The organism is Microbacterium oxydans (assembly GCF_006540085.1).
Taxonomy (GTDB): Bacteria; Actinomycetota; Actinomycetes; order Actinomycetales; family Microbacteriaceae; genus Microbacterium; species Microbacterium oxydans.
In genome coordinates, this window is record NZ_BJOG01000002.1 from 161,623 (window position 1) to 187,903 (window position 26,281).

Genomic DNA, 26,281 nt, shown 5'->3' on the forward strand with positions numbered 1-26,281 from the left:
GATCCTCATGTGCGTGCGGCGAGTCCGGCGAGCAGCTCCAGCACGCACAGAGCCGCCAGGCGGACGGTGCGGGCATCGTCGGCGTCGGCGGTGGCGTCGACTTCGGCCAGGTCGGCGCTCGCGACACGTCGATCCGCCGCGACGGCCCTGCTGAGGGCGCGCAGCTCCCACGCCTGCAGACCGCCGGGCACGCTCGCCGGGCAGCCCGGCGCGACCGACCGGTCGCAGACGTCGACGTCGATGTCGAGATGGATGCGCGCATCGGCTCCGGAACCGGCGACCTCCACGGCCTCCGCGACGACATCGTCGATTCCGCGGCGGCGGAGCTCGTCGAGGGGGATGACACGGATGCCCCACTCGGCTGCGCGTCGGGCGTAGGCGGCGGAGTTCGCGAAGTCGGCGATGCCGATCTGCACGACCTTGGTCGGGTCGATGCGCGTGGTATCCAGCGGCGACGTGGCGGGGACATCTTCCACGAGGCGCCGCACGGGAGTGCCGTTCGAGATGCCGTCGCGCAGGTCGAAGTGGGCGTCGAACGTGATCAGTCCCGTCGCTTCGGCACCGAGCGCCACGGGATAGGTGAGCGAGTTGTCGCCGCCGAGGGCGATCACGAGTTTCGAAGCGGCGGCGAGCTCGCGCACGCGGGAGATGACCCTGGCCTCACCGGCGGAGCCGTCAGGATCGGCGATGTCGCCGGCGTCGGCGATGCGCAGCACCTCGTCGAGCTCGATCACCGGCGGTCCCATCAGCGCGGTGCCGTAGCGGGGGAGAGCCGCGCGGATCGCCGTGGGCGTCGCGTGCGCACCGGTCGGGGAGAGCGAGGTGCGCCAGGTCGGCACCCCGACGAGCACGGCGTCGGCGGTGCCGTCGAAGGCAGGCCAGGACCCGGCTCGGGGCCAGAGGGGATCGTGGCTCAGCGGTCGGGAGGACGAGGGCATGGTCAGACTCCGGGGATCAGGGCGTGCGCGATGGAGAAGATGACGAGACCGGCCAGGGCGCCGACGAACGTGCCGTTCAAACGGATGTACTGCAGGTCGCGGCCGACCATGAGCTCGATCTTCTCCGTCGTCTCCGCCGGGTCCCAGCGTTCGACGGTGTCGGTGATGATCGAGGCGATGTCGTGCCGGTAGCGGTCGACGAGGAAGACCGCGGCGTCCGATACCCACGTGTCGACGCGGTTCTGCAGCGCGGTGTCGGTCGTGAGGCGCTCCCCGACCTCCTGCAGGGCCTGCACGGCGCGGCGTCGGAGGCCGCTCTCGGGATCGGCGAGGGCAGCGAGCAAGCCGTTCTTCGCGGTGTTCCACGCCTCAGCGGCCAGAGCGCCGACGCGGGGGCTGTCGAACAGCGACGCCTTGGCGTTCTCGAGCTTCGCCCGCGTCGCCGGGTCGTTCTGCAGGCTGTCGGCCAGACGTGCCAGATAGCCGTCGACCGCGAGGCGTGCCGGGTGGTGGGGGTCGGCCTGCACGGCGTGCACGAACTTGACCGCCTCGTGATACACCGTGTCGTCCACGAAGCGGTGAGCCAGCTTCGGCACCCACCCCGGAAGGCGCCGGGAGACCAGACCGCTGAACGATTCGGCGTTCGCGTCGAGCCAGCGCGAGATGCTGTCGGCGGCGAGGTCGACAGCGCCGTGATGGGCATCGGCCTCGACGATCTTCTCGAGCCACGCTCCGGCGGGCGGACCCCACTCGGGATCGACCAGATGCTCGCGGGCGAGGTCCGTGATCAGGTCTCGCACGTCGTCGTCGCTCAGCGCGTTGAGCACGGCCGTGGCGATCGTCGCACCCTCGGCGCCGACCCGCTCCGCATGCGGGGCCTCACGCAGCCAGTCGCCTGCGCGCAGAGCGATCTTCGTGGTCGACAGCTTGGTGCGCACTACGTCGGCGGCGAGGAAGTTCGTCTCCACGAACTCGCCGAGCGAGCGGCCGATCTCGTCCTTGCGGTTCGGGATGATCGCGGTGTGCGGGATGGGGAGCCCCAGCGGGCGTCGGAAGAGCGCGGTCACCGCGAACCAGTCCGCGAGCGCACCCACCATGCCGCCTTCGGCCGCCGCGCGCACATAGGCGAGTCCCTCGATGCGCTGCTGGAACGCGAAGGCGAACACGAACACGACGGCCATGAACACCAGGGCGCCGAGGGCGACGGCCTTCATGCGTCGGAGCGCGCGGAGGCGCTCCTGGTCGGCGGGCGAGAGCTGCGTCATCGGTGTTCGCGGCATGACGTCATCCTTTCACGCCACCGCACCGGCGGCCCTGTGCGCGGAGCGTGCGCTGTCTCGGCGCACAGACAGCCGGATACCCCCTGGGGGGAGTACCCTCGAGGGGTGATCGAAGACATCAAGAAACGTGCGCTGCACCGCACCAGCATCCTCGAAGGACAGATGCGCGGCGTCGCGCGGATGATCGAGAACGAGGACTACTGCATGGACATCATCACGCAGTCCCGCGCCATCCAGCGCTCCCTGGAGTCACTCAACCGCCTGCTGCTGGAGAACCACCTGCAGACGCACGTCACCCACATGTTCGAGGAGGGCGGCGAGGAGCGGGAGAAGGCCGTCGTCGAGCTGCTCAAGGCCTTCGACTTCGACCGCAAGTAGGGTCCAGGGGCGGCGCGACACAGCGCCCCGACGGAGTCGTCGAGGCGCTGCGCGGTGAGTCACCTGCCGCTGTCGTCGAACACCTCGCCCTCCATGGCGTCGTAACCCTCGGCCTGCGGGTCGCCGTGGGAGCCGCCGGAGATCGCGTACTCCTCTTCGGGCGACAGCACCAGACGGTGGCGGAAGAAGAGCCCGAATCCGAGCAGGATCACGACGTAGACGATGGCGATCGCCACGATGGCGGGGCCGAACGTCGGATTCAGCAGGAACCCGACGAAGATCAGCGCGGCGATCACGAGCGCGACAGCTGCGCCGGGGATCCCCCACGGGCTCCGGTACGGCCGCGCGACGTCCGGGTACTTCCTGCGGAGGATCATGAACGACACCAGCTGGAGTCCGTAGGCGAGCACCGCGCCCCAGACCGCGATGTTCAGCACGATCGCGCCTGCCACCGACCCGGCGCCCTCGGCGTCGACGGCCGCGAGCACGTCGAGCACGATGAGGGCGACGAAACCGATCGCCGCACCGACGACGAGCGCCACCCACGGCGTCTGCCGCTTGCCGGTGAGGGAGAGGAAGCGAGGGTAGTAGCCTGCGCGGGAGAGTGAGTACATGTTGCGGCCGTAGGCGAACATGATGCCCTGCAGGGAGGCGAGCAGCCCGATCAGGGCGAAGAGCGCGAGCACCGCGGCGAGTTGGTCGCCCACGATGGCGCGGAAGCCGTCGAGCAGCGGCTCGCCCGCGGTGCCGGTGGCCTCGGCGCCGATCACGCCGGTGTTCAGGAAGAGGACGAGCAGACCCGTGACGATGAGGGTGCCGCGCGCCCAGAAGCCGGCCTTGGGGATGTCGCGGGTCGGGTTGTGCGACTCCTCGGCGGCCAGGGGCAGCTCTTCGATGCCGAGGAAGAGCCACATCGCGAACGGGAGCGCGAACAGGATCGGCAGCACGCCGTGCGGCAGGAACTCCGTCTGGCCGGGGTCGGGGGTGATGTCCCACAGCGCGTCCCAGCTGAAGGCGCCGGAGAAGATCGCCATCAGGGAGAACACCAGGATGATGCCGATCGAGATGATCGAGACGACGATCGCGAATCGGAACGAGATCGCGGCCCCCGCGGAGTTCAGCGCGATGAACACGACGTAGAGGATGAGGTACCAGAGCCACCCCGGCAGCTGGATTCCCAGCAGCTCGCTCGTGATGCCGTTCGCATACGACGCCGAGAAGTAGACGATCACCGCCGTGGTCGCGACGTACTCGATCGTCTCCGCTGCGCCCGTGACCAAGCCGCCCCACGGTCCCATCGCCGATCGCGCGAAGGAGTAGGCGCCCCCGGTGTGGGGCATCATCGCGGCCATCTCGCCGATCGCGAAGATCATGCCGTAGTACATGAGCACGAGGATCACGAAGGCGATCAGCATTCCGCCGAAGCCCGCGAAGTCGATGCCGAAGTTCCAGCCGGAGAAGTCTCCGGAGATGACGGCGGCGACCGCGAGACCCCACAGGCCCCAGACACCGGCAGACCTCTTCAGGGTGCGTTTCTCGAAGTATTCGTTCCCGGCGCGTGTATAGGTCGCCCCAGCGACCTTGCGGGATTCACTGCTCTGCTCAGACATCCGCTCTCCGTTCGCAAGCACACACAGGCGCCGGGTGCACCTTGCGGATGATTGTGACAGCCAATGGTGGTTTCGTCTACCTTTAAACGTCCTGGTGATCTACTCTGATGGCGAAGCCGGTCGGCCGATCGCTTCACCACGACGACGGGAGCGAGACGATGGCGGGAAACCTGAGCATCGAGCAACTGGATGCCGGCATCGCCGCCGGCGAGATCGACACGGTGATCGTGGCCTTCGCGGATGCGCAGGGGCGGCTGGTCGGCAAGCGGGTGTCCGCACGACTGTTCCAGGAGGACATCGTGCATCACGGTGCCGAGGCGTGCGACTACCTGCTGTCGGTCGATGTGGACATGAACACGGTCGACGGCTACGCGATGTCGGGGTGGGATCGCGGCTACGGCGACATGGTGCTGCGGCCCGACGTCGCGACGCTGCGCCGGATCCCCTGGCTGGCGGGGACGGCGCTGGTGATCGCGGACCTGGTGTGGGGAAACGGGGAGCCGGTGAGCCCGTCGCCGCGGGCGATCCTCGACCGTCAGCGCGATCGACTGGCCGAACGCGGCTGGACCGCGTTCTCGGGCACCGAGCTCGAGTTCATCGTCTTCGACAACACCTACCGCGACGCCTGGGCCCGCAAGTACGAGGGACTGACGCCGTCGACCGACTACAACGTCGACTACAACCTGCTCGCCTCCACCCGCCTCGAGCCGCTGCTGCGCGACATCCGCAACAGCATGGACGGCGCGGGCCTCTACTGCGAGGGCGTGAAGGGGGAGTGCAACCTGGGGCAGCAGGAGATCGCCTTCCGCTATGCCGAGGTGCGCGAGACCGCTGACCAGCACGCGCTCTACAAGAACGGCGCGAAGGAGATCGCGGAGCAGCACGGCCAGGCGCTCACCTTCATGGCGAAGTTCAATGAGCGCGAGGGCAACAGCTGCCATATCCACCTCTCGCTGCGCGCCGACGACGGCACTCCGGTCATGGCCGGAGACGGCGAGCACGGATTCAGTCCGATCATGGGGCACTGGATCGCAGGCATCCTCGCCACGCTCCGGGAGTTCACGCTGCTCTATGCGCCCAACATCAACTCGTACAAGCGGTTCGCGAAGGGCAGCTTCGCCCCGACCGGAGTGGCCTGGGGCATCGACAACCGCACCTGTGCGCTGCGCGTGATCGGGGCGGGGGCCGGGCTCAGGGTCGAGAACCGAGTGCCGGGCGGCGACGTGAACCCCTACCTCGGGATCTCGGCCATCATCGCCGGCGGTCTGTACGGCATCGAGAACGAACTGCCCCTGCCCGACCGCTTCGCCGGCAACGCGTACGAGGCCGGCGTCGAACACCTTCCCACCACGCTGCGCGAAGCGGCACAGCTGTTCAGCGAGTCGGCCATCGCGCGCGAAGCGTTCGGCGACGACGTTGTGGAGCACTACCTGAACCAGGCGCGCATCGAGGTCGAGGCCTACGACGCCGCCGTCACCGACTGGGAGCGGATCCGTGGTTTCGAGCGGCTCTGACCCGGCACCGTTGATCGGGGTCACGACCTACCTCGAGCGGGCGCAGCAAGGGGTGTGGGATGTGCGGGCCGCGTTCCTGCCCGAGCAGTACCTGACCGGAGTGACGGCATCGGGCGGAATCGCACTGCTCCTGCCGCCACAGGACCCGGAGTCGGCGGATGCCGCCATCGCCGGGCTGGACGGACTGATCCTCTCCGGAGGGGCCGACGTCGCTCCCGAGCTCTACGGCGAGGAGCGGCATCCGCTCACGGATCCGGCCCGGGTCGACCGCGACGCGTGGGAGCTGGCGCTGTTCAGAGCGGCCGAGCGGCGCCGCATACCGGTGCTCGCGATCTGCCGCGGGCTGCAGCTCGTCAACGTGGCGCGCGGAGGCACTCTGCACCAGCACCTGCCCGAGTCGCTCGGCACCGAGCGCTACCGCCTGGGCGGAGGCGTGTTCGCCGAGAACGACATCGAGGTCTCGGGCGACACGGCGCTCGCCGGCGTCCTCGGTGCCGGCGACGTACGCGTGCACAGCTATCACCATCAGGGCATCGATCGGCTCGGGGAGGGGCTGGTCGCCGCTGCGCACTCCGCCGACGGACTCGTGCAGGCGTTCGTCGACACCGCAGATGGTCACGTCGTCGGCATTCAGTGGCATCCGGAGGAGAACGCCGAAGACCGACGTCTCTTCGAAGATCTCGTCTCGCAGGCTCGCGCGTTCGCCGCCGGGCGGAAGGAGGACGCCCGATGAGCGCGTTCACAGTCATCAACCCGTCCACCGGTGCCGCGATCCGCGAGGTCCCCAGAGCCGGCATCGGAGAGACGGATGCCGCGATCGCTCGTGCCGTCGCGGCGCAGCGTCGATGGGCGGGCCTGGCCCCGGTGGCACGTGCGGATGCCCTCCGGTCGTTCGCCCGCGCGGTGGACGGCGCCGTCGAAGAGCTGGCGCAGCTGGAGGTGCTCAACTCCGGGCATCCGATCGGCTCGGCCCGCTGGGAGGCCGGTCACGTCGCCCAGGTGCTCAACTACTACTCCGCCGACCCGGAGCGCCTGTCCGGGCGACAGATCCCGGTGGCCGGCGGGCTCGATGTCACGTTCCACGACCCCTACGGCGTGGTCGGCGTGATCGTTCCGTGGAACTTCCCGATGACGATCGCCTCGTGGGCGTTCGCACCGGCGCTCGCCGCGGGCAACGCCGTGGTGCTGAAGCCCGCCGAGCTGACACCTCTCACCGCCATCCGCCTCGGCGAGCTCGCGCGCGAAGCAGGACTACCGGAGGGGCTGTTCGAGGTCGTCACCGGGTCGGGCTCGGTCGTCGGGCAGCGTCTCGTGGAACACCCGGACGTGCGCAAGGTCGTCTTCACCGGCTCGACAGAGGTGGGCGTCGAAGTCGCGGCGGGCTGCGCGCGAGCCCTCAAGCCCGTCACGCTCGAACTCGGGGGCAAGAGCGCGAACATCGTCTTCGAGGACGCGGATCTCGAACGCGCGGCGGCCGGAGTACCCGGATCCGTGTTCGACAACGCCGGCCAGGACTGCTGTGCGCGCAGCCGCCTGCTCGTGCAGCGCTCGGTCTACGACCGGTTCCTCGAACTGCTCGAACCGGCCGTCGCCGCCTGGCGTGTGGGCGACCCCGCCCGCGAAGACACCGACATGGGGCCGCTCATCTCGGCGGGACACCGCGATACCGTGGCGTCGTTCCTCGACGGTGCAGACATCGCCTTCCGCGGCAGTGCCCCCGAGGGGGACGGGTTCTGGTTCGCGCCGGCCGTGGTGCTCGCCGACCCCGCCGACCGCATCGCGCAGCAGGAGGTGTTCGGGCCCGTCGTCGCGGTGATGCCGTTCGAGGACGAGGCCGATGCCATCCGTCTGGCCAACGACACGGCGTACGGTCTCGCGGGCTCCGTCTGGACCGAGAGCCTGGGACGCGGTGTCCGCGTGGCCCGGGGTGTGCGCAGCGGCGTGCTGTCCGTGAACTCGCACTCCTCGGTGCGGTACTCCACGCCGTTCGGCGGCATGAAGGCGTCGGGCCTAGGGCGCGAACTCGGCCCCGACGCCGCCGAGCACTTCACCGAGACCAAGAACGTCTTCTTCGCGACCGATGAACACTGATCGCGTCGTCCTTTCACCCATCCGGAACGGAGAACCCACATGAGCATCGATCTGACCCAGCGTCTCAAGGACCGCGTCGCCATCATCACCGGCGGCGCGAGCGGCATCGGGTTCGCCACCGCCCAGCGCTTCGCAGCGGAGGGGGCCTTCGTCGTGATCGCCGACGTCGATCCGACGACAGGAGAGGCGGCGGCCGCCGAGGTGGGCGGCGTGTTCCGCCCGGTCGACGTCGCAGACGAGGCCAAGGTGAACGCGCTGTTCGACGGTGTCGCGGAGGAGTTCGGGCGGATCGACATCGCCTTCAACAACGCGGGCATCTCGCCGGCCGATGACGACTCCATCGAGACGACGGAGCTCCCGGCGTGGGATCGCGTGCAGGACGTGAATCTCAAGAGCGTGTACCTGTGCAGCCGTGCAGCCCTCCGTCACATGGTGCCCGCGGGGCGCGGATCGATCATCAACACCGCCTCCTTCGTCGCGCTCCTCGGATCCGCCACCTCGCAGATCAGTTACACCGCGTCGAAGGGGGGCGTGCTGGCGATGTCCCGCGAGCTCGGTGTGCAGTTCGCCCGTCAGGGAGTGCGGGTGAATGCGCTGTGCCCTGGACCCGTGAACACCCCGTTGCTGCAGGAGCTGTTCGCGAAGGATCCGGAGCGGGCGCAGCGGCGCCTGGTGCACGTGCCGATGGGACGCTTCGCGGAGCCCGCCGAGCTCGCAGCGGCCGTGGCGTTCCTCGCCTCCGACGACGCGTCGTTCATCACCGCGAGTGCCTTCGTCGTCGACGGCGGGATCACGAACGCCTACGTCACCCCGCTGTGAGCCACCCTCACCTCGCTGTGACAGGGTGAAGGCATGAGCGAGCACTCCCACGACGGCGACCTCGTCGAAGTGCGAAGGGCCGTCTACCGGCCACTGCGGCGCGGTAATGCGCTCGAGGACGCGGTGGCCCGACTCGTGCAGACGATCCGGCTCGGTGTGGTCGCTCCTGGCGAGTCCCTGCCTCCGGAGCGCGAGCTGGCGGCGTCGTTCGGGGTGAGTCGCGACACCGTGCGCGAGGCGATCCGCGAGCTGGCCGACACCGGCTACCTGCTGCCGCGGCGTGGTCGCTACGGAGGCACGTTCGTGGCCGACCCGCTGCCACACCCCAGCGTGCCGGGGGCGGTGACGCCGGACGAGATCGACGACGTGCTCGGGCTGCGCCGCGTGCTCGAGACCGGGGCCGTGCGCGCGGCCGCGAGCCGCTCCTTGGACGCCTCCACCCGTGCCGACCTGTGGGCGCGACACGAGGCGGCGGTGCCTGCGGGTCCTGAGGAGTATCGGCGCCTGGACACGCTGCTGCACCTGGCCATCGCCGAGGCCGCCGGAATCCCGTCGCTGGTCGCGCTCGTGGCCGAGAACAGGGCCGACGTCAATGCATGGCTCGATACGTTCCCGCTGATGCCGCGCAACATCCAGCACTCGGGGGAGCAACACGAGAGCATCGTCTCCGCGATCCTCACCGGACGTCCGGATGCTGCCGAGGCGGCGATGCGCGATCATCTCGCCGGGTCCGAAGCCCTGCTGCGTGGCTTCCTCCTCTGATCGGTGCCAATCGGTCGCCATTTCCTGAATCGGCAACGGATACCGTTGCGAAATCATCAAGAGGCTTCCGATTTCGCTATACCTGACGCCTTTCCTGTGACAGACTCGCGACAAGCGAATCTCAATGGGGAGGCTCCATGCCCGACAACACCCGAATGTCGACGGCGACACTCGATGCACCCACCGCCGCCGGCGCGGTCCACATCGACGGCGTCACCAAGCGTTATGGCACCGCCACCGCCGTCGACGACCTGACCCTCGACGTGCAACAGGGGGAGTTCCTCTCCCTGCTCGGCCCGTCCGGCTGCGGGAAGACGACCACCCTGCGCATGATCGCGGGCTTCGAATACCCGGATGCCGGGGACATCCGCATCTCCGGCCGCAGCGTCTTGAACCTCCCCCCGTATCGGCGCGAGGTGAACACCGTCTTCCAGGCGTACGCCCTGTTCCCGCACCTCACGGTCGCCGAGAACGTGGCGTACGGGCTGCAGCAGCGGCGCGTGCCCAAGGCCGAGCAGCGGGAACGGGTGAGCGAAGCACTCGACATGGTGCAGCTGCGCGCCTTCGCCGACCGCAAGCCCACACAGCTCTCCGGTGGACAGCAGCAGCGCATCGCTCTGTCGCGTGCACTCATCAACCGGCCGAGTGTGCTCCTGCTCGACGAGCCGTTGGCGGCACTGGACCGCCAGCTGCGCGAGGAGATGCAGCTCGAGCTCAAGCTGCTGCAGGCGCGGCTGGGCACGACCTTCGTATTCGTCACCCACGATCAGGCCGAGGCGCTCTCGATGAGCGATCGGATCGCCGTGATGCGCGCGGGGCGGATCGAGCAGCTCGATGCGCCGGACGCCATCTACGCGGAGCCGGCCTCCGCCTACGTGGCGTCGTTCATCGGTCAGCAGAACTTCGTGCACGGCACGGTTCGGGCAGATGGGGAGGCGGTCGACACGGCCATCGGCGTGATCGCGGGCCGCTGGGGTGGGGAGCATGTGGCGGCGGGGCAGCCGGCCGTCGCCGCCATCCGGCCGGAGTACGTCCGTCTGGAACAGGGCGAAGGCGGGGGCGTCCCCGGGCGCGTGCTCGGTGTCTCGCACCTGGGTGAGACCCTCCAGGTCGCTGTCCGCGTCGGCGAGGACGCCACGTTCCTCTCGCGCATGCCGGCCCCGACCGCGCCGCGGGTGGGAGTCGATGACGCCGTCCGCTGTGTGTGGGATCCCGCGGATGCGCGGCTGTTCGCCGCCGAGGGCATCCCCACCACCGCGACGCACGTGATCACTTTGCCCAAGGACGGCGGGCTGTGACGGGCGCTCCTCCGGTGCGCGTGCTCGCACACCGGAGTGCCGCGCGGGTGATCCGCACCGAGCTGACCCGACGGGGCTTCCTCGCCACCGCGATCATGGCGGGCGGCGCCGTCGTGCTCAGCGCGTGCTCGCCGGGGCAGAACGCCGCGGCCGTGCATGCCGAGGGCGGCCCTCTCGAGGACAAGCTCTCCATCTACAGCTGGGGTGACTACGACGCCCCGGAGGTGCTCGAGCAGTTCACCGCCGAGAGCGGCCCGCGCATCGTGCTCGACGCCTTCAACTCCAACGAGGAGCTGATCGCCAAGCTGGTCGCCGCCCGCGGCACCTCCGGCTACGACATCGTGGTGCCGACCGGGGTGTTCGTCGGGCCCATGGCCGAGAACGGACTCCTGCAGAAGTTCAACCTCGACCTGCTGCCGAACATGAAGCACGTGGCCCCCGAGTTCCGTGGGCGCTCTTGGGATCCCGGCAACGAGTACTCGGTGTGCAAGGCGTGGGGGACCACGGGGTTCGTGTACGACAAGAGGGTGATCTCGCGCGGGCTCACGACCTGGAACGACTTCATCGATGCCGCGCAGAACGAGGCATCGGGCTCGACCTCGGTGCTCGACGACCCGGCACCGCTGCTGGGCATCTACTTCTGGGCGAACGGCATCGACTGGACGACCACCGATCCCGACCACCTCGACGCGGTCGAGAGGTTCCTGGTGAAGGATCTCGCTCCGCACGTCTCGGCGTTCGACTCGTACCCCGGTGGGTCGTCGATCCCGCAGGCGTCCCACGCGCTGCTGCAGTCGTACAACGGCGACGCGCGGCTCGGCATCTTCGAGTCGGACGACCCTGACCGCTGGCAGTGGGTGCTCGGGAGCCCGGCGACGGAGCTGTGGATGGACAACTGGGCGATCGCCGCGGGAGCTCCGCACCCCGAGGCCGCGCACGCGTTCATCGACTTCGTGCTGCAGCCCGACGTGCAGCTCGCACAGGTCGACTACATCGGCTACGACACCGGCATCTCCGGCATCCGCGAGGAAGCGGAGGCTGCGGGGCTGGAACGGCTCGACATGGTGTTCTTCGACGAGGAGCAGGTGGCCACGATGCACGAGGGCAAGCTGACCGATGCGCAGGACCGTGTCGTCTCGATCTGGAACTCGATGAAGGCGGCCGCCGGTGCCTAAGCTCAAGTTCGGTCTCGCGATCCCCGCGTGGGTCTGGCTGCTCGTCTTCTTCGTGGCCCCGATCTTCATGGTCGTGGTGTTCAGCTTCGGCTACAAGCCGAGCATCTTCGCCACGCATGCGCTCGACCACCTCTCGTTCGACCGCTACCTCGAAGCTCTCTCCCCGACGTTCTTCAGCACGTTCCTGAACACGCTGTGGATCGGCATCCTCGGCACGGCCCTGTGTCTGGTGATCGGCGGTCCGGTCGCATACTGGATCGCGGTGAAGGCCCCGCCCTCGAAGCGCGGACTCCTGCTCGCGCTCGTGATGGTGCCGTTCTGGACCAACTTCCTCGTGCGCACCATCGGCTGGCAGGTGATCCTCGCCCCCGAGGGCTGGCTCTCGCAGCTGCTGCAGGGCATCGGGGTCATCCCCGGTCCGCTCGATCTGCTCTACTCGCGCGGCGCGGTGCTCCTCGGCGTCGTCTACAACTACCTGCCGCTGATGATCCTGCCGCTGTTCGTGGCCTTCGATCGCGTGTCGGGGCCGCTGCGCGAGGCGAGCAAGGATCTCGGTGCGAACAGCGTCACGACCTTCCTGCGGGTGACGGTGCCCCTGGCCAGGCCCGGAATCATCGCGGGAGTGCTGCTGGTGTACATCCCGCTCATGGGCGACTACATCACGGCGACCGTGCTGGGCGGGGCGAAGGGCAACATGATCGGGCAGGTCGTGGCGAGTCAGTTCCAGACCGCGCAGAACTGGGCGCTCGGCTCGGCCATGGCGGTACTGCTGATCATCGTCATCATGCTCTCGATCGCCGTCGCGGCCGGACTCCTCTGGCTCGTGACCCTGCCGCTCCGGCAACGCAACCGCCTCGTCCTGGGGGAGGGATCATGACCGCCGTGACCGATGGACCGCAGAAGACCGCACCGCGCGTGCGCCGAGGGGCCGGTCGCTTCGTGCTGCCGATCTGGGCGGCGCTGGTGTTCCTGTTCCTGTTCCTGCCGATCCTCGTGATCATCGTCTACTCCTTCAATGTCGGCCGGCTGCTGGTGTCGTGGGACCATTTCGGCTTCGACTCGTTCCTCGCGATCGTGAACAAGCCGGCGATCCGCGACGCGGTGCTCGTCTCGGTGCGCACGGGCCTGCTGGCGGCGCTCCTTGCCACCGCGCTGGGAACCCTCGCCGGCATCGCGATGGCACGCAATCCCGGCAAGTGGGTGTGGTGGTTCCTCGGACTGCTGCTGCTCGTGTCGGTGACGCCGGAGATCGTGGATGCCGTCGCGCTCCTGCCGTGGTTGGTCTTCCTCGGGCAGGACGCCGGGATCGGCATCTTCAACGACGGCACCATGAGACTCGTGGTGGGACAGTCGCTGTTCTCTATCGCGATCGTGTCGTACATCGTGCGGGCGCGGCTCGTGGGGCTCGACGCCCGGCTCGAAGAGGCCTCGGCCGACCTCTATGCGCCCCCGGTGCGCACCTTCTTCAAGATCACGCTGCCTCTCGCGATGCCTGCGGTGCTCGCCGGGTTCCTGCTCTCGTTCACGCTGAGCCTCGACAACACCGTCGTCTCCGCCTTCGTGCAGGTCTCCGGCACGACGCCGTGGCCCGTCTACGTGCTCAGCGCCCTCCGCAGCGGGTTGCGGCCGGAGATCGCCGCGGTGTCCACGATCATGCTGGTGCTCACGCTGCTGGCACTCGCTCTGGTGGCGGTCGTCCTCAAGCGTGCGGGTGACTCGGCGACCGAGATCGCCCGCACGATGGCGGGAGGGTGAGCATGGTGTTCGCAGATCTGGTGTTCACCGCCGGCACACGGGGAGGACGGGTCTTCCTCGCGGACGCTGCGCGATCGACCGCGCATGCCGTCGCCGTCACGAACGGCCGCATCAGCGCAGCGGGACACGACGTCTCGGCGCTGGTCGGCCCGCACACCGAGGTCGTCGACCTCGACGGCGGGCTTCTGGTACCGGGGTTCCAAGACGCGCATGTGCACCCGGTGTGGGGTGGGTTGGACATGCTCCGCTGCGACCTCGCCGAGCTGTCGACGCGCGAGCAGTACCTCGACCGCATCGCCGCATATGCGCAGGAGCATCCCGATGACGAGTGGATCCTGGGCGGCGGATGGCAGATGTCGGCGTTCCCCGGCGGTGTACCGACCGCGGAAGACCTCGACTCCGTCGTGCCCGACCGCCCGGCATTCCTGCCCAACCGCGACGGCCACGGCGCCTGGGTCAACTCCCGAGCACTCGCGCTCGCCGGCATCACCCGCGCGACGGCCGATCCAGAGGACGGGCGGATCGAGCGCGACGCGACCGGCGCACCGAGCGGCACGCTGCACGAGGGCGCGATGGGCCTGGTCAACAGGCTGCTGCCGACGGAGGCGCCCGAGCGTCTGGTGGAGGCCCTCCTGCAGGGGCAGCGCCACCTGCACTCCTACGGCGTGACGGCGTGGCAGGACGCGATCGTCGGCACCGAGTACGGAGACGCGGGCGACCCGCTGCCCGCGTACCTGACCGCCGCCGCATCCGGTGCGCTCACCGGTCGCGTGGTGGGTTCGCTGTGGTGGGACCGGTCGCGCGGCCTGGAGCAGATCGACGACATCGTGCGCCGACGTGATGAGAGCACGGTCGGGCGATTCCGGGCACGCAGCGTGAAGATCATGCAGGACGGCGTGGCGGAGAACTTCACCGCCGCGATGCTCGAGCCCTACTGCGACGGCCACGGGCATCCGCGCGAGGACTCCGGGATCTCCTTCGTCGAGCCCGAGCTGCTCAAAGAAGCCGCGACCAGGCTCGATGCCCTCGGATTCACGCTGCACTTCCACGCGATCGGCGACCGCGCGGTGCGGGAGTGCCTGGATGCGGTCGAGGCCGCGCTCGTGCGCAACGGACCTCGCGGGAACAGACACCACATCTCCCACATCCAGGTCGTGCACCCCGACGACATCCCGCGGTTCCGGGCGCTCGACGTCACCGCCAACATGCAGATGCTGTGGGCGACGCTGGAACCGCAGATGGTCGATCTCACCATCCCCTTCCTCGGGGAACAGCGGTCGGCGTGGCAGTACCCGTTCGGTGACCTCCTGCGTTCGGGGGCCGCGCTCGCCGCAGGAAGCGACTGGTCGGTGAGCACACCGAACCCGATGGCGGCGAACCACGTCGCGGTGAACCGTCGTTCCGCGCCGACCGAGTGGGAGGGCGATTACGAGCCGTTCCTCCCCGAGCAGGCGATCGACCTCGCCACGGCTCTCGTCGCGTACACGGCGGGCTCGGCGCGGGTGAACCACCTCGACGACACCGGCACGATCGCCGTGGGGATGCGGGCCGACCTCGCCCTGCTCGACCGTGACCCGTTCGAGCATCCGGCCGACGAGATCGGCCTGACCGAGGTGCGCGGCACCTGGGTCGAGGGGGAGCGGGTGTACGACTCCGCGGAGTGAGCCGCGGGACGACTCCGAACACACGAAACCCCGACGACATCGCGTCGCCGGGGTTTCGTGCCGGGTGCTCGTGTCGTCAGCCCGCGGCGACCTCGTCGGCGACTGCGAGAGCCTCGTCGAGCGCGGTGAGACCGCGCACCAGGTCGTCTTCGCTGATCACCAGCGGCGGAGCGACGTGCATGCGGTTGAAGTGCGTGAACGGCCAGACCCCGGCCTTCTTGGCAGCCGCGGCGAAGGCGCCCATCGGCGCGGCATCCGCTCCCGAGGCGTTGAACGGCACGAGGGGCTCGCGCGTCTCCTGGTCGCGCACGAGCTCGACGGCCCAGAACAGCCCGAGGCCGCGCACGTCGCCGACGCTCGGGTGCTTCTCGACCCAGCCGCGCACCGTCGGCTCGACGATACGGGTGCCGAGGTCGCGCACGCGCTCCAGGATGCCGTCGCGACGGAACACCTCGAACGTGGCGACGCCGGCCGCGCAGGCGAGCGGGTGGCCGGAATAGGTCAGTCCGCCCGCGAACGGCATCGTGTCGAAGGCGCTCGCGATGCGGTCGGAGATCACCACGCCGCCCAGCGGAACGTAGCCCGAGTTCACGCCCTTCGCGAAGGTGATCAGGTCGGGGCTGGCGTCGAACGCGTCGATGCCGAACCACTCGCCCAGGCGGCCGAATCCGACCATGACCTCGTCGGCGATGTACACGATGCCGTAGCGGTCGCACAGTTCGCGGACACCCTGCAGGTACCCGGGCGGCGGGACGAGCACGCCGTTGGTGCCCACGACCGTCTCGATGATGATCGCCGCGATGGTCTGCGGCCCCTCCAGCTGGATCGTCTGCTCGAGGTGTGCGAGCGCCCGCTCAGCCTCCTGCTCCGGAGTCTCGGAATGGAACGGAGAGCGGTACAGGTACGGTCCGAAGAAGCGCACGGCACCGGAGTCGACCGTGTCGTTGGCCCAGCGCCGCGGATCGCCGGTGAGCGAGATCGCCGTCGAGGTGGAGCCGTGGTAGCTGCGGTACATCGACAGCACCTTGCGGCGTCCCGTGAACTGGCGGGCCATGCGCACCGCGTACTCGTTGGCCTCGGCGCCGCCGTTGGTGAAGAACACCTTCTCCAACCCCTCGGGCGCGACCTCCGCGATCAGACGTGCGAGCTCGCCGCGCACGTCGTTGGCGATGGAGGGCTGGATCGTCGCGAGGCGTCCGGCCTGCTGCTGGATCGCGGCGACCAGATCGGGATGCTGGTGCCCGAGGTTGAGGTTCACGAGCTGGCTCGAGAAGTCGAGGTAGGGGTTGCCCTGGTAGTCCCAGAAGGTCGATCCCTCGCCCGCGGCGACGGGCAGCGGGTCGATCAGGCCCTGCGCGCTCCAGGAGTGGAACACGTGCCTGCGGTCGTCTGCACGCACCTGCGCTTCGGCTTCGGGGGCGGGCAGCGGGTGCGCGACCCCGTGTCGGTCGGTGAAGTTCGTCATCGTCGTGTCCGCTCAGTCGTTGCTCGGGAAGTCAGTGGTTGCTCGGGAAACCGAGGTCGATCTGGGAGGGGGTGTGGTCGGGCCAGCGGGTGGTGACGACCTTGGAGCGCGTGTAGAAGTGCACCGACTCGGGGCCGTAGATGTGCGAGTCGCCGAACAGCGAGTCCTTCCACCCGCCGAACGAGTAGGCGCCGATCGGCACGGGGATCGGAACGTTCACGCCGACCATGCCGACCTCGATGTCGAACTCGTACTGACGGGCCGTGCCGCCGTCGCGCGTGAAGATCGCGGTGCCGTTGCCGTAGGCGTTGGCGTTCACGAGGGCGACCGCGTCGGCGTAGGTGTCGACGCGGACGACCGACAGCACCGGGCCGAAGATCTCGTCGTCGTAGACCTTCATGCCGGGGGCGACCTGATCGATCAGACTGACACCCAGGAAGAAGCCCTCCGAGTCGAACTCCTTCTGCGTGCCGTCGACGACGACCTTCGCGCCCTCGGCCTCAGCGCCCGTCACGTAGGAGGCGACCTTGTCCCGGTGCTCGCGGGTGATGAGCGGACCCATCTCGCTCGCGGTATCCGTGCCCGCGCCGATCGTGAGGCCGCCGATGCGGTCGGCGATCGCGGTGACGAGGTCGTCGGCGATGTCGCCCACCGCGACCAGCACGGAGACGGCCATGCAGCGCTCGCCGGCGGAGCCGTAGGCGGCGGAGACCGCGGCGTCGGCTGCCGCGTCGATGTCGGCGTCGGGCATCACGACCATGTGGTTCTTCGCGCCACCGAGGGCCTGCACGCGCTTGCCGGCAGCCGAGGCACGCTGGTAGATCGAGCGGGCGATCGGAGTGGAGCCGACGAAGCTCACCGCGTTGACGCGCGGGGAGTCCAGGATCGCGTCCACGGCCTCCTTGTCGCCGTTGACGACGTTGAGCACGCCGTCGGGCAGGCCCGCCTCGCTGAAGAGCTTCGCGAGCCAGACGGAGGCGGACGGGTCCTTCTCGCTGGGCTTGAGGACGACCGTGTTGCCGCAGGCGATGGCCGAGGCCACCATCCACAGCGGCACCATGACCGGGAAGTTGAACGGGGTGATCGCCGCGACGACGCCGACCGGCTGCTTGACCGAGTGCACGTCGACGCCGCGGGCCACCTGCTCGCTGCGCTCGCCCTTGAGCAGGTGCACGAGGCCGGCGGCGAACTCGACGTTCTCGATGCCGCGCGACACCTCGCCCGCTGCATCCGAGAGCACCTTTCCGTGCTCGCTCGTCACGATCGCGGCGAGCTCCGGCGTGCGCTCCTTGAGCAGCTGGCGCAGGCGGAAGAACACATCGGCGCGCTTGATCAGGCTCGTCTCGCGCCAGGCGGGGAGGGCGGCGGCTGCGGCGGCGATCGCGGAGTCCGCCTCGGCGGTGGACGCGAAGGCCACCTGCTTCGACACCTGGCCGGTGGCGGGGTCGAAGACCTGGCCGGTGCGGGCCGCTTCGGCGGTCTCCGCTCCGTTGATGACGTGACGGACGATGTCCACGATGTTCCTCCGAGGGCTGAAGAATGCGCCGTTCGAACACTCTGACCGGTGTCCGATAGGCTTGTGCTCCTCAATGATCACAGAGCCAAGGAGCTGGTCGTGATGTCAGAACGTCAGGACTTCCGCTCCATCCGGACAGATCGTCCGGTTCGTGGCGACGCCCTCCTCACGGTCGCCGACGTCCTCGCGGAGCCCGTGCTGCAGGCGGGCGCTCCGGAGGTGATCGTCGGCGGTGGGGCGCTCGATGCCGCCGTGCGCTGGGTGCACGTGTCCGACAGTGCCGGTGTCGCCCGTCTGCTCGACGGCGGGGAGCTCCTGCTCAGCACCGGGGCCGGCTGGCCGACCGCTCCGGCGGAACTGCGTGCTTTCGCGGTCGGACTGCATCAGGCCGGGGTCGCGGGTATCGTGGTCGAGCTCGGCTCTGGCCAAGCGCGCATCCCGGAGGCCGTCGTCGAGGTGTGCACGGAGCGCGGGCTCGCACTGATCGCACTCACCAGCGAGATCAAGTTCGTCACGGTCACGGAGACCGTGCACCGCGCGCTGATCGCGGCGCAGACCATGGCCCTGCGCGAACGCCAGCACCTGCACGAGCTCTTCACGGCGCTCAGCCTGCGCGGAGCTCCGGCCGACGTCGTCGTCGCGGAGACGGCGAGAGCGCTCGGCGCACCCGTCGTACTAGAGAACCTGGCGCGTGAGGTGATCGCGCACGAGACCCTGCGGATGCCGGTCGCGGAGGCGCTGGGGAAGCTGCGCTCGGCCGACCGTGTGCCCGTACAGGCGCGCGGCGTGCGGTGGGGGACCCTCCTCGCACTCCCCGGACCTGCGCATCCTGCCGGCCGGCTCACCGTGCTCGAACAGGGGGCCACGGCCCTCGCATTCGGATGCCTCGCGGACGGCGGTGACTCCGAATGGTCGCTACTCGCGCAGCGCGGCCTCATCGACGATCTGCTCGGCGCCCGCTTCGCGAGTCCGGATGACATCCAGGCCCGTCTCGCGACCAGCGGCTTCATGCTCGCGGGGCGGCACTGCCACGGCATCGTGGCACGCGGCACGGAATCCGCGGGGCACCTCGCGCACCGCGCGGCCAGGGCCGGGGTCGCGGTGGTCGCCGCGCGGGTGGGTGACGACGATGTCGCACTGCTGTCGCTGCCGGCATCCGCTCCGCTGACGGATGCGATCGTCACGAGCCTCGTCGGCCCCGACCGCACGGTCTTCGTGGGGCCCCCTGCGGATGACGTGCTGGGGCTGCTCGCCTCGCTTCGGGCCGCGCGCGATCTGGCGGCGAGCGACCGTTCGGACAGCGGTCCCCGCGTGCGGCGCGTCGACGACCGTCCGCTGGAGCGGTTCGTCGCCTCGCTGCGCGACGACCATCGCCTTCTCGCGCACAGCGAGCGGATGCTGGCGCCGGTCGTGTCGTACGACCGGGAGCGCCGAGGAGACCTGATCGACGTGCTGTCGGCGCTCGTCGCACACCCCGGGAATCGATCAGCGGCGGCGAACGCCAGTCACCTCTCGCGGTCGGTCTTCTATCAGCGCCTCACGTTGATCGGCGATCTGCTCGACGCGGACCTCGACGACGGGGAGACGCTCGCCGCGCTCCATCTCGCACTGCTGGCGAGGCGGAGCGCGACGCCCGTGGCCTGACCCTGCGTCCTCGCCGTCGTGGCGCCGTCGTGGCCGGGACGGTCAGAGTACGGACTGCGCGCGCGTCAGCACATCCCGCAGGATCTGCTCGATCTCCCGGAACTCGGACGGTCCGACCGTGAGCGGCGGTGCGAGCTGGATCACGGGGTCGCCGCGGTCGTCGGCGCGACAGTACAGCCCGGCCTCGAACAGGGCGGGGGACAGGAAGCCGCGCAGCAGCCGCTCGGACTCGGCATCGTCGAAGGTCTCCTTCGTGCCCTTGTCCTTCACGAGCTCGATGCCGAAGAAGTAGCCGTCGCCGCGCACGTCGCCGACCAGCGGCAGGTCGAGCAGCTTCTCGAGCTCTGCGCGGAACAGCGGGGAGTTCTCCCGCACGTGCGCGTTCAGTCCCTCCTCGTCGAAGATCGCGAGGTTCTCCAGTGCGACCGCGGCTGACACCGGGTGCCCGCCGAACGTGTAGCCGTGCGGAAAGGAGAGGTCGCCCTTCGAGAACGGCTCGTAGATGCGGTCGCTGACGATCGTCGCGCCGATCGGGGAGTATCCGCTGGTCATGCCCTTGGCACAGGTGATCATGTCGGGCACGTAGCCGAGACCGGTGCAGGCGAAGGTGTGACCGAGACGCCCGAAGGCGCAGATGACCTCGTCCGAGACGAGCAGCACGTCGTGGCGGTCGCAGATCTCGCGCACCCTGGCGAAGTAGCCGGGAGGGGGTGGGAAGCAGCCGCCGGAGTTCTGCACCGGCTCCAGGAAGACCGCGGCGACCGTGTCGGCGCCTTCGAAGAGGATCATCTCCTCGATGCGGTCGGCCGCCCAGCGTCCGAACGCTTCGAGGTCGTCGGCGGGTCCGCCCATCTCGGCCGCGCGGTAGAAGTTGGTGTTCGGCACGCGGAAGCCACCGGGGGTGATCGGCTCGAACATCGACTTCATCGCGGGGATGCCGGTGATCGCCAGGGCTCCCTGCGGCGTGCCGTGATAGGCCACCGAACGCGAGATGACCTTGTGCTTGGCGGGCTTGCCCTGCAGCTTCCAGTAGTGCTTGGCGAGCTTGAACGCGGTCTCGACCGCCTCGCCGCCGCCGGTGGAGAAGAAGACCTTGTTGAGGTCGCCCGGCGCCTCGTCGGCGAGACGATCGGCCAACTCGATCGCGGCCGGGTGCGCGTACGACCACAGGGGGAAGAACGCCAGCTCGGAAGCCTGCGCCGCGGCAGCCTCGGCCAGTCGACGTCGACCGTGCCCTGCGTTCACGACGAAGAGGCCGGCGAGCCCGTCGAAGTACTCCTTGCCCTTGGCATCCCAGATGCGGTGCCCCTCGCCCTTGACGATGATGGGCACGCCAGACTCGGCCATCGTGGACTGCCGGGTGAAATGCATCCAGAGATGGTCCTTCGCCATCGTCTGCAGTGCGGACTCGGAAGGAATGGTGCGTGCGGTGCTCATCTGGTCCCCCAGTTGTAGAGCTGCTTCTGCAGCTTGGCGTAGATGAAGGTCTCGGTGGAGAGGACGCCGTCGATCGGGCGGATGACGTCGTTGATCAGCGCGAGCAGGTCGTCGTCGTCCTCGCAGACCACCTCGGCGAGGACATCGAAGGATCCGACCGTGATGACCACATAGTCGACGGCGTCGATCGCGGCGATGGCCTCGGCGACGCGGCGGGCGTCGCCGGACACGCGCACGCCGATCATGGCCTGGCGGTGGAAGCCCAGCTGCATCGGGTCGGTGACGGCGACGATCTGCATCACGCCGGACTCGGTGAGCCGCTGCACGCGCTGGCGCACGGCGGCCTCGCTCATGCCGACGGTGCGGCCGATCTCGGAGTACGAACGTCGTCCGTCCTCCTGGAGTAGCTCGACGATCGTCTTCGAGACCGCATCGAGGGAAGGGTGCTTCTTCGCCGGACTCATGGTGCGATCCTCGCACTCCACGATGCGCTGAGCAACCGATTTCGTGGAATCTGGCTATTCGTCCAGCGGAATCGGCAGGAATCTCAGCTCTCGAGCGGTCCCAGCCAGGCGCTCGCCGCCGTGGAGTGCGCGGACTCGGGGTCGGACGGGTGGAACGCTCCGGCCAGAACGTCGCGGTAGAGGCGCGAGAGTTCATTGGCCGAGAAGTACGACCCGCCGCCGGCGACGAGCATCGCCTCGTCGACGACGTGCTTGGCCATCGTGATCGCCCGATGCTTGACACCGGAGAGCTGGGGGAACCACCGCGCGCCGTGATCGACGCGCTCATCCACATCGCGTGCGAGCGCGGCGATCTGCGGGGGCAGCGCGTCGTAGGCGATGGCCATGTCGGCGATGCGCCAGCGGATGTCGGGATCCTGGCTGTACGCGAGCCCGGTCTTCTTCGAATGCCGCTTCTGCGCCGTGGCCACCGCGAGCTCCAACGCTCGCCGGGCGATCCCCGTGTAGACGGAGGCGAGCAGGATCTCGAAGACCGAGAAGATCCCGAACACGATCGGGTCGGGGCTGGGCCCCGGATCGATGCGTCGCACGACGTGTGCGGCGTCGGACACGGCGCCGTTCAGCCGGGTGGTCCTGCTCTGCGTGCCCCGCATGCCGAGGGTGTCCCAGTCGTCGGAGGTGGTGACGGCATCCGTCCGCTCAACGAAGGCGAAGACCAGCTTCGGAGCATCGGGGCTGGTGGTGTCGAGACCGTGCAGGCCCAGGCGCGTCCAGACCGGGGCGAGGGAGGTGAAGATCTTCGTTCCCGTGAAGGAGTAGCCGCCGTCCCCGTCCGGCACAGCCGCCGTGTCGCTGCCGAACAGCACCAGGTCGTTGCCGCCCTCGCTGATGCCGAACGCGAAGACCTCACCAGCGACGGCGCCGTCCTGCACGAACTCGAGGCCGGGGACCCCGCGGTCGGAGAACACCTTCGCGACGCCCGTCCAGACGAGGTGCATGTTGATGGCCAGGGCTGTCGCCGGGGCCGCCCCCGCCAGGCGCTGCTGCAGGATCGCGGCCTCGGCCAGCCCGAGTCCCGCGCCACCGCGCTCTCGTGGCACCAGGATCGACAGGTACCCGGCAGTCCGCAGCTCGTCCAGGTCCTGCTGAGGGAAGGTGTTCTCGCGGTCGTGGATCGGCGCGCGCTCGCGGATGCGCTCGAGGAGGGCGTCGGGAAGGAATGCTGCGGGATCGAATGTCATGCCAGTGCCTCCAGAAGCTGCCGTACCGATTCCTCCGGGCGGTCGCGGTGCAGGGAGTGCCCTGCACCCTCGACCACAGATAGGGAGATGAGGGGGTTCGCGGCGAGCACCTCGTCGGCGAGCTCTCCCGTGAAGATGCTGTAGATGGCGGGATCCGCGCCGATCACGTGCGTGGGGACCGTCAGGCGCGCCGCTTCTGCGCGCACGTCCCACGGTCGATTCTGGGCGCTGGTCTGCTCCACGGCCCACGCGCTCGCACGCCGCACGGCGTCGACCTTGAGCTCCTGATCCTGCGGATGCCAGTGCGGATGCTCCTGCTGCACGACCTCGATCCGGGTGTCGGCGAACGCGCGTTCCTGGCTCCGGCGGATGATCGCGGCGTCGCGACCGTCCACGTGGATCGCCGGGTCGATGAGCACGAGGCGCCGGGTCCACTTCGGGGTGGAGGCCGCGGCGACCGTGCTGGCCGCGCCACCGAGCGAGTGACCGATGACGGCATCCCAGGCACGGTCGCCGTCGGGGATGGTCTCGGCGAGGTCGGCCCCATAGGCGGAGACCGAGTAGTCGAGGGAACGCGGAGCGTCGCCGTGTCCGCGGAGGTCGACGGCGGTCGCGTGCCAGCCCGCGTCGGCGAGAGCGTCGCCGAGACGCCACATCAGCGCGCCTGAAGATCCGAGACCGTGCACCAGAAGAGCGCGACGCGAGGCCGACGGCGACCCCCACGAGAGGCGGGGAAGAGTGAGCGGTGCGGCCATGCCCCCAGCCTATGACCGGGGACGTGCCGGGGTCCCCGGAGCGCGCAGTCTCGCGCGCATCAGCGCAGTGGCACCAGAGGCGGGAGGTCGGCCGCGATGGTCAGCACGCGCCCCGCGGCCGCGTGACCGGCGGAGAGGCGTGAGGTGAGGTCTTCTCCGTCGAGGGTCGCCGCGAGGAAACCGGAGGCGAAGGCATCCCCGGCGCCGACCGGCTCGACGACGTCGACCACGGGGGCGGGTACGAAGACAGGCTCGGCTTCCCCCTCGAACGCCGTGGCGCCGACATCGCCGTCCTTGACGATGAGCAGGGCGCAGTTCGGCAGGAACGCGCGGATCTCGGTCGGGGTCACCGTCCCCCAGATGCGCTCGGCCTCATCGCGGCCGACGAACGTGATGTCCGCGGCGTCGGCGAGGCGGGCGAGCGTCTCGGCGGCATCGTCCCTGCTCCACAGGGGACGACGGTCGTTCACATCGAACGACACGAGGGCGCCGGCTGCGCGTGCATCGGTGAAGAGCCGGTCGACCATCTGCCGACACGAGGTCGACAGTGCTGGCGTGATCCCGGTGGTGTGCACGATGCGCACCCCGTCGAGGCGGGAGGGGTCGAGGAACCCCTGCTCCATGCGCGAAGCGGCTGATCCGCTGCGGTAGTAGTAGACGGAGGAGGACTCCGCGCCCGGGTCCTTGAACATGACCCCGGTCGGGGCGGCGTCGTCGCGCTCGACCCACAGCTCCACCCCGCGGCGTTCGAGCTCGGAGGCGATGCGGTCTCCGAGCGGATCGGCGCCGAGGCGGGATGCCCAGGCGACGCGGTGTCCCGTCGAGGCGACGCCGGCGGCCACGTTGGACTCCGCGCCGGCGAGTCCGACCGACGCCTCGGCGGCTTCGGCGAGCCGGGAGTCGGTCGGAGTGATCAGCGCCATGGTCTCGCCGATGCAGATGATCTCGGGGAAGGAGGAGGAGGGAGAGCTCATGAGGGGGTGACCGCCAGGGGTTCGGTGTCGGGGTGAGGGCTCGCGTCGCGGTGACGCAGGTCCGGGAAGGAACGGACGAAGACGACGGCCACGATCAGTCCGACCGCGGCGAAGATGGTGGCGGCGAGGTAGGCGCCGCGCCAGTCGCCCACATCCACGAGGAAGCCGGCGACAGCGGAACCGGCTGCGGCGCCGATGAGCTGTCCGGTGCCGGCCCAGCCGAAGGCCTCAGCGGTCTCGCTGAACTTCACGCTGGCCGAGGTGATCGCGAAGAGCACCGCCAGGGCGGGCGCGATGCCGATGCCGGCGAGGATGAGGGTGCCGCCCAGCCAGAACACGTTGAGCATGACCATCGTCAGCCCGAGGCCGATCGTGACGATCAGCAGACGGCGGGCCATGGCCCAGGGCCCGATGGGGATGTGGCCGAAGGCGAGACCACCGGCGAGGCTTCCGGCCGAGAACACGGCGAGGACGAGTCCGGCGGCGAGGCTTCCGTGCTCGAAGGTCGCCACGACGCCGACCTCGACGGCGGCGCAGGCTCCGATCAGGAGGAACCCGATCACGGTCGCCAGCATCACGGGCGGCTTGAGCACGACTTTTCCGAGGGCGTTGCGGCTGCGCGGGATGCGCACCCGCCCGACCTCGGGGGAGAGGATGAACCACGCGCCGCCGCCGACGAGGATGATCGCGACCAGCAGCAGACCCTCGGCGGTGCCGATCTGGGTCGAGACGAGTGTGATCACGACGGGCGCGAGCACCCAGATGATCTCCTGCAGCGACGCGTCGAGGGAGAACAGCGGGGTGAGGTTCGAGGAGTTCACGAGCTTGGGGTAGATCGTGCGCACGGCGGCCTGTACCGGTGGGGTGGAGAGGCCGGCGATCATCCCGAGCGCCATGTACCCCGGCACCTCGAGCGGAAGCAGAGCCAGACACAGTACGGCCACCACACACACCGACAGGGTGAGAGTGAGCACTCGACGCATGCCCCAGGCGCCCATCCAACGGCTGGTGATGGGGCCGGCGATCGCCTGGCCGACGCTGGTCGCGGCGAGGACGAGACCAGCGGACCCGTAGGAGCCGGTCTGCTGCTCGACGTGCAGCAGGATCGCCAGCGACATCATCCCGTTGGGGAAGCGCGCGGTCAGTTGAGCAGCGATCATGCGCGCCACTCCCGGCGTGCGAAGAAGATCCCGATATCCCGCCACCAGACAACGGTACCGGCCCGCGGGGCCGGTCGCGGATGGGGCGATCCGCGACACGCCCGCGACACGCCGAAGGGTGAATTCCACAGGAATCCGAATGTCGGTGGGGCGTCGTAACGTGCCCCCTGTGGATGGATCGCTCACAGGGGCTTCCCAGCCGCGATTTCACGCGGTTCGCCTGCCTTCGGAAGGGGGCTCGGCCTGTGGAAGAAACGGTGGAGAACCTGTGTTGTATCTGTTGAGAACGGTGGATAACTACACGGATGTAACTACTACCCCTTGTGGTCGCCCCCAATGTC

At 69.2% G+C, this 26,281-nt stretch carries 23 protein-coding genes; 12 read left to right on the forward strand and 11 right to left on the reverse strand.

The genetic code is table 11. The features are described from left to right. Positions 1–5 precede the first annotated feature (5 nt). Positions 6–938: an arginase family protein gene (locus MOX01_RS06655; RefSeq protein WP_141368970.1), complete on the reverse strand. Its 933-nt coding sequence runs from the start codon at positions 936–938 to the stop codon at positions 6–8. Between the two features lie 2 nt (positions 939–940). After that, complete coding sequence (locus tag MOX01_RS06660) at positions 941–2,218, reverse strand: DUF445 domain-containing protein (protein WP_061017772.1); 1,278 nt, start codon at positions 2,216–2,218, stop codon at positions 941–943. A gap of 105 nt (positions 2,219–2,323) precedes the next feature. Here MOX01_RS06660 and MOX01_RS06665 point away from each other — a divergent pair, with 105 nt between their 5' ends. Further along, positions 2,324–2,596, forward strand: coding sequence for a metal-sensitive transcriptional regulator (locus tag MOX01_RS06665; RefSeq protein WP_045263421.1), 273 nt, complete (start codon positions 2,324–2,326; stop codon positions 2,594–2,596). Positions 2,597–2,655: 59 nt separating this feature from the next. Here MOX01_RS06665 and MOX01_RS06670 read toward each other — a convergent pair whose 3' ends face one another. Next, a complete protein-coding gene (locus MOX01_RS06670) occupies positions 2,656–4,206 on the reverse strand; it encodes an amino acid permease (RefSeq protein WP_141368972.1) in 1,551 nt (516 codons plus the stop codon). Positions 4,207–4,313: 107 nt separating this feature from the next. Between MOX01_RS06670 and MOX01_RS06675 the strand changes: the two genes are divergently transcribed. From MOX01_RS06675 to MOX01_RS06720, 10 genes are all read left to right on the forward strand, one after another. Continuing rightward, positions 4,314–5,720 carry a glutamine synthetase family protein gene (locus MOX01_RS06675; RefSeq protein WP_141368974.1) on the forward strand — a complete coding sequence of 469 codons (1,407 nt, stop codon included), beginning with the start codon at positions 4,314–4,316 and terminating at the stop codon, positions 5,718–5,720. Then, the gene (locus MOX01_RS06680) at positions 5,701–6,453 is read left to right on the forward strand and encodes a gamma-glutamyl-gamma-aminobutyrate hydrolase family protein (RefSeq protein WP_058631249.1); all 753 of its coding nucleotides are present in this window, start codon (positions 5,701–5,703) and stop codon (positions 6,451–6,453) included. The genes MOX01_RS06675 and MOX01_RS06680 overlap by 20 nt, the downstream gene beginning before the upstream one ends. Beyond that, complete coding sequence (locus MOX01_RS06685) at positions 6,450–7,811, forward strand: aldehyde dehydrogenase family protein (RefSeq protein WP_141368976.1); 1,362 nt, start codon at positions 6,450–6,452, stop codon at positions 7,809–7,811. Before MOX01_RS06680 ends, MOX01_RS06685 begins: the two co-directional genes overlap by 4 nt. 39 nt (positions 7,812–7,850) lie before the next feature. Continuing rightward, on the forward strand, positions 7,851–8,630 hold the full coding sequence (locus MOX01_RS06690) for a 3-oxoacyl-ACP reductase (RefSeq protein WP_058631247.1): 780 nt from the start codon (positions 7,851–7,853) through the stop codon (positions 8,628–8,630). A 33-nt stretch (positions 8,631–8,663) separates the two neighbouring features. Next, positions 8,664–9,392, forward strand: a complete 729-nt coding sequence (locus tag MOX01_RS06695) for a FadR/GntR family transcriptional regulator (protein WP_141368977.1) — start codon at positions 8,664–8,666, stop codon at positions 9,390–9,392. 137 nt (positions 9,393–9,529) lie between these two features. After that, positions 9,530–10,690, forward strand: a complete 1,161-nt coding sequence (locus tag MOX01_RS06700; protein WP_141368979.1) for an ABC transporter ATP-binding protein — start codon at positions 9,530–9,532, stop codon at positions 10,688–10,690. Further along, on the forward strand, positions 10,687–11,865 hold the full coding sequence (locus MOX01_RS06705; RefSeq protein ID WP_141368981.1) for a polyamine ABC transporter substrate-binding protein: 1,179 nt from the start codon (positions 10,687–10,689) through the stop codon (positions 11,863–11,865). The genes MOX01_RS06700 and MOX01_RS06705 overlap by 4 nt, the downstream gene beginning before the upstream one ends. Continuing rightward, on the forward strand, positions 11,858–12,742 hold the full coding sequence (locus MOX01_RS06710; RefSeq protein WP_058631244.1) for an ABC transporter permease: 885 nt from the start codon (positions 11,858–11,860) through the stop codon (positions 12,740–12,742). The genes MOX01_RS06705 and MOX01_RS06710 overlap by 8 nt, the downstream gene beginning before the upstream one ends. Then, positions 12,739–13,620, forward strand: coding sequence for an ABC transporter permease (locus MOX01_RS06715; RefSeq protein ID WP_218867307.1), 882 nt, complete (start codon positions 12,739–12,741; stop codon positions 13,618–13,620). Before MOX01_RS06710 ends, MOX01_RS06715 begins: the two co-directional genes overlap by 4 nt. A gap of 2 nt (positions 13,621–13,622) precedes the next feature. Continuing rightward, the gene (locus MOX01_RS06720) at positions 13,623–15,284 is read left to right on the forward strand and encodes an amidohydrolase (protein WP_141368983.1); all 1,662 of its coding nucleotides are present in this window, start codon (positions 13,623–13,625) and stop codon (positions 15,282–15,284) included. A gap of 76 nt (positions 15,285–15,360) precedes the next feature. Here the strand turns inward: MOX01_RS06720 and MOX01_RS06725 are convergent, their stop codons facing one another. Together MOX01_RS06725 and MOX01_RS06730 are read right to left on the reverse strand one after the other, a co-directional pair. Beyond that, positions 15,361–16,749 carry an aspartate aminotransferase family protein gene (locus MOX01_RS06725; protein ID WP_141368985.1) on the reverse strand — a complete coding sequence of 463 codons (1,389 nt, stop codon included), beginning with the start codon at positions 16,747–16,749 and terminating at the stop codon, positions 15,361–15,363. A gap of 31 nt (positions 16,750–16,780) precedes the next feature. Next, positions 16,781–18,265, reverse strand: coding sequence for a CoA-acylating methylmalonate-semialdehyde dehydrogenase (locus tag MOX01_RS06730; RefSeq protein ID WP_141368987.1), 1,485 nt, complete (start codon positions 18,263–18,265; stop codon positions 16,781–16,783). A 102-nt stretch (positions 18,266–18,367) separates the two neighbouring features. Here MOX01_RS06730 and MOX01_RS06735 point away from each other — a divergent pair, with 102 nt between their 5' ends. Beyond that, positions 18,368–19,909 (forward strand): PucR family transcriptional regulator, encoded by a 1,542-nt coding sequence (locus tag MOX01_RS06735; protein WP_141369149.1) that lies wholly within the window; start codon positions 18,368–18,370, stop codon positions 19,907–19,909. Between the two features lie 42 nt (positions 19,910–19,951). Here MOX01_RS06735 and MOX01_RS06740 read toward each other — a convergent pair whose 3' ends face one another. From MOX01_RS06740 to MOX01_RS06765, 6 genes are all read right to left on the reverse strand, one after another. Continuing rightward, the gene (locus MOX01_RS06740; RefSeq protein ID WP_046749776.1) at positions 19,952–21,346 is read right to left on the reverse strand and encodes an aspartate aminotransferase family protein; all 1,395 of its coding nucleotides are present in this window, start codon (positions 21,344–21,346) and stop codon (positions 19,952–19,954) included. After that, positions 21,343–21,810, reverse strand: a complete 468-nt coding sequence (locus tag MOX01_RS06745; protein ID WP_045263434.1) for an Lrp/AsnC family transcriptional regulator — start codon at positions 21,808–21,810, stop codon at positions 21,343–21,345. Before MOX01_RS06745 ends, MOX01_RS06740 begins: the two co-directional genes overlap by 4 nt. Positions 21,811–21,893: 83 nt before the next feature. Next, positions 21,894–23,051 carry an acyl-CoA dehydrogenase family protein gene (locus tag MOX01_RS06750; protein ID WP_141368989.1) on the reverse strand — a complete coding sequence of 386 codons (1,158 nt, stop codon included), beginning with the start codon at positions 23,049–23,051 and terminating at the stop codon, positions 21,894–21,896. Next, on the reverse strand, positions 23,048–23,806 hold the full coding sequence (locus MOX01_RS06755) for an alpha/beta fold hydrolase (protein ID WP_141368991.1): 759 nt from the start codon (positions 23,804–23,806) through the stop codon (positions 23,048–23,050). The genes MOX01_RS06750 and MOX01_RS06755 overlap by 4 nt, the downstream gene beginning before the upstream one ends. A 59-nt stretch (positions 23,807–23,865) precedes the next feature. Next, positions 23,866–24,780, reverse strand: a complete 915-nt coding sequence (locus MOX01_RS06760) for a sugar kinase (protein WP_141368993.1) — start codon at positions 24,778–24,780, stop codon at positions 23,866–23,868. Beyond that, the gene (locus MOX01_RS06765; RefSeq protein WP_046749772.1) at positions 24,777–25,940 is read right to left on the reverse strand and encodes an MFS transporter; all 1,164 of its coding nucleotides are present in this window, start codon (positions 25,938–25,940) and stop codon (positions 24,777–24,779) included. The genes MOX01_RS06760 and MOX01_RS06765 overlap by 4 nt, the downstream gene beginning before the upstream one ends. Between the last annotated feature and the right edge of the window lie 341 nt (positions 25,941–26,281).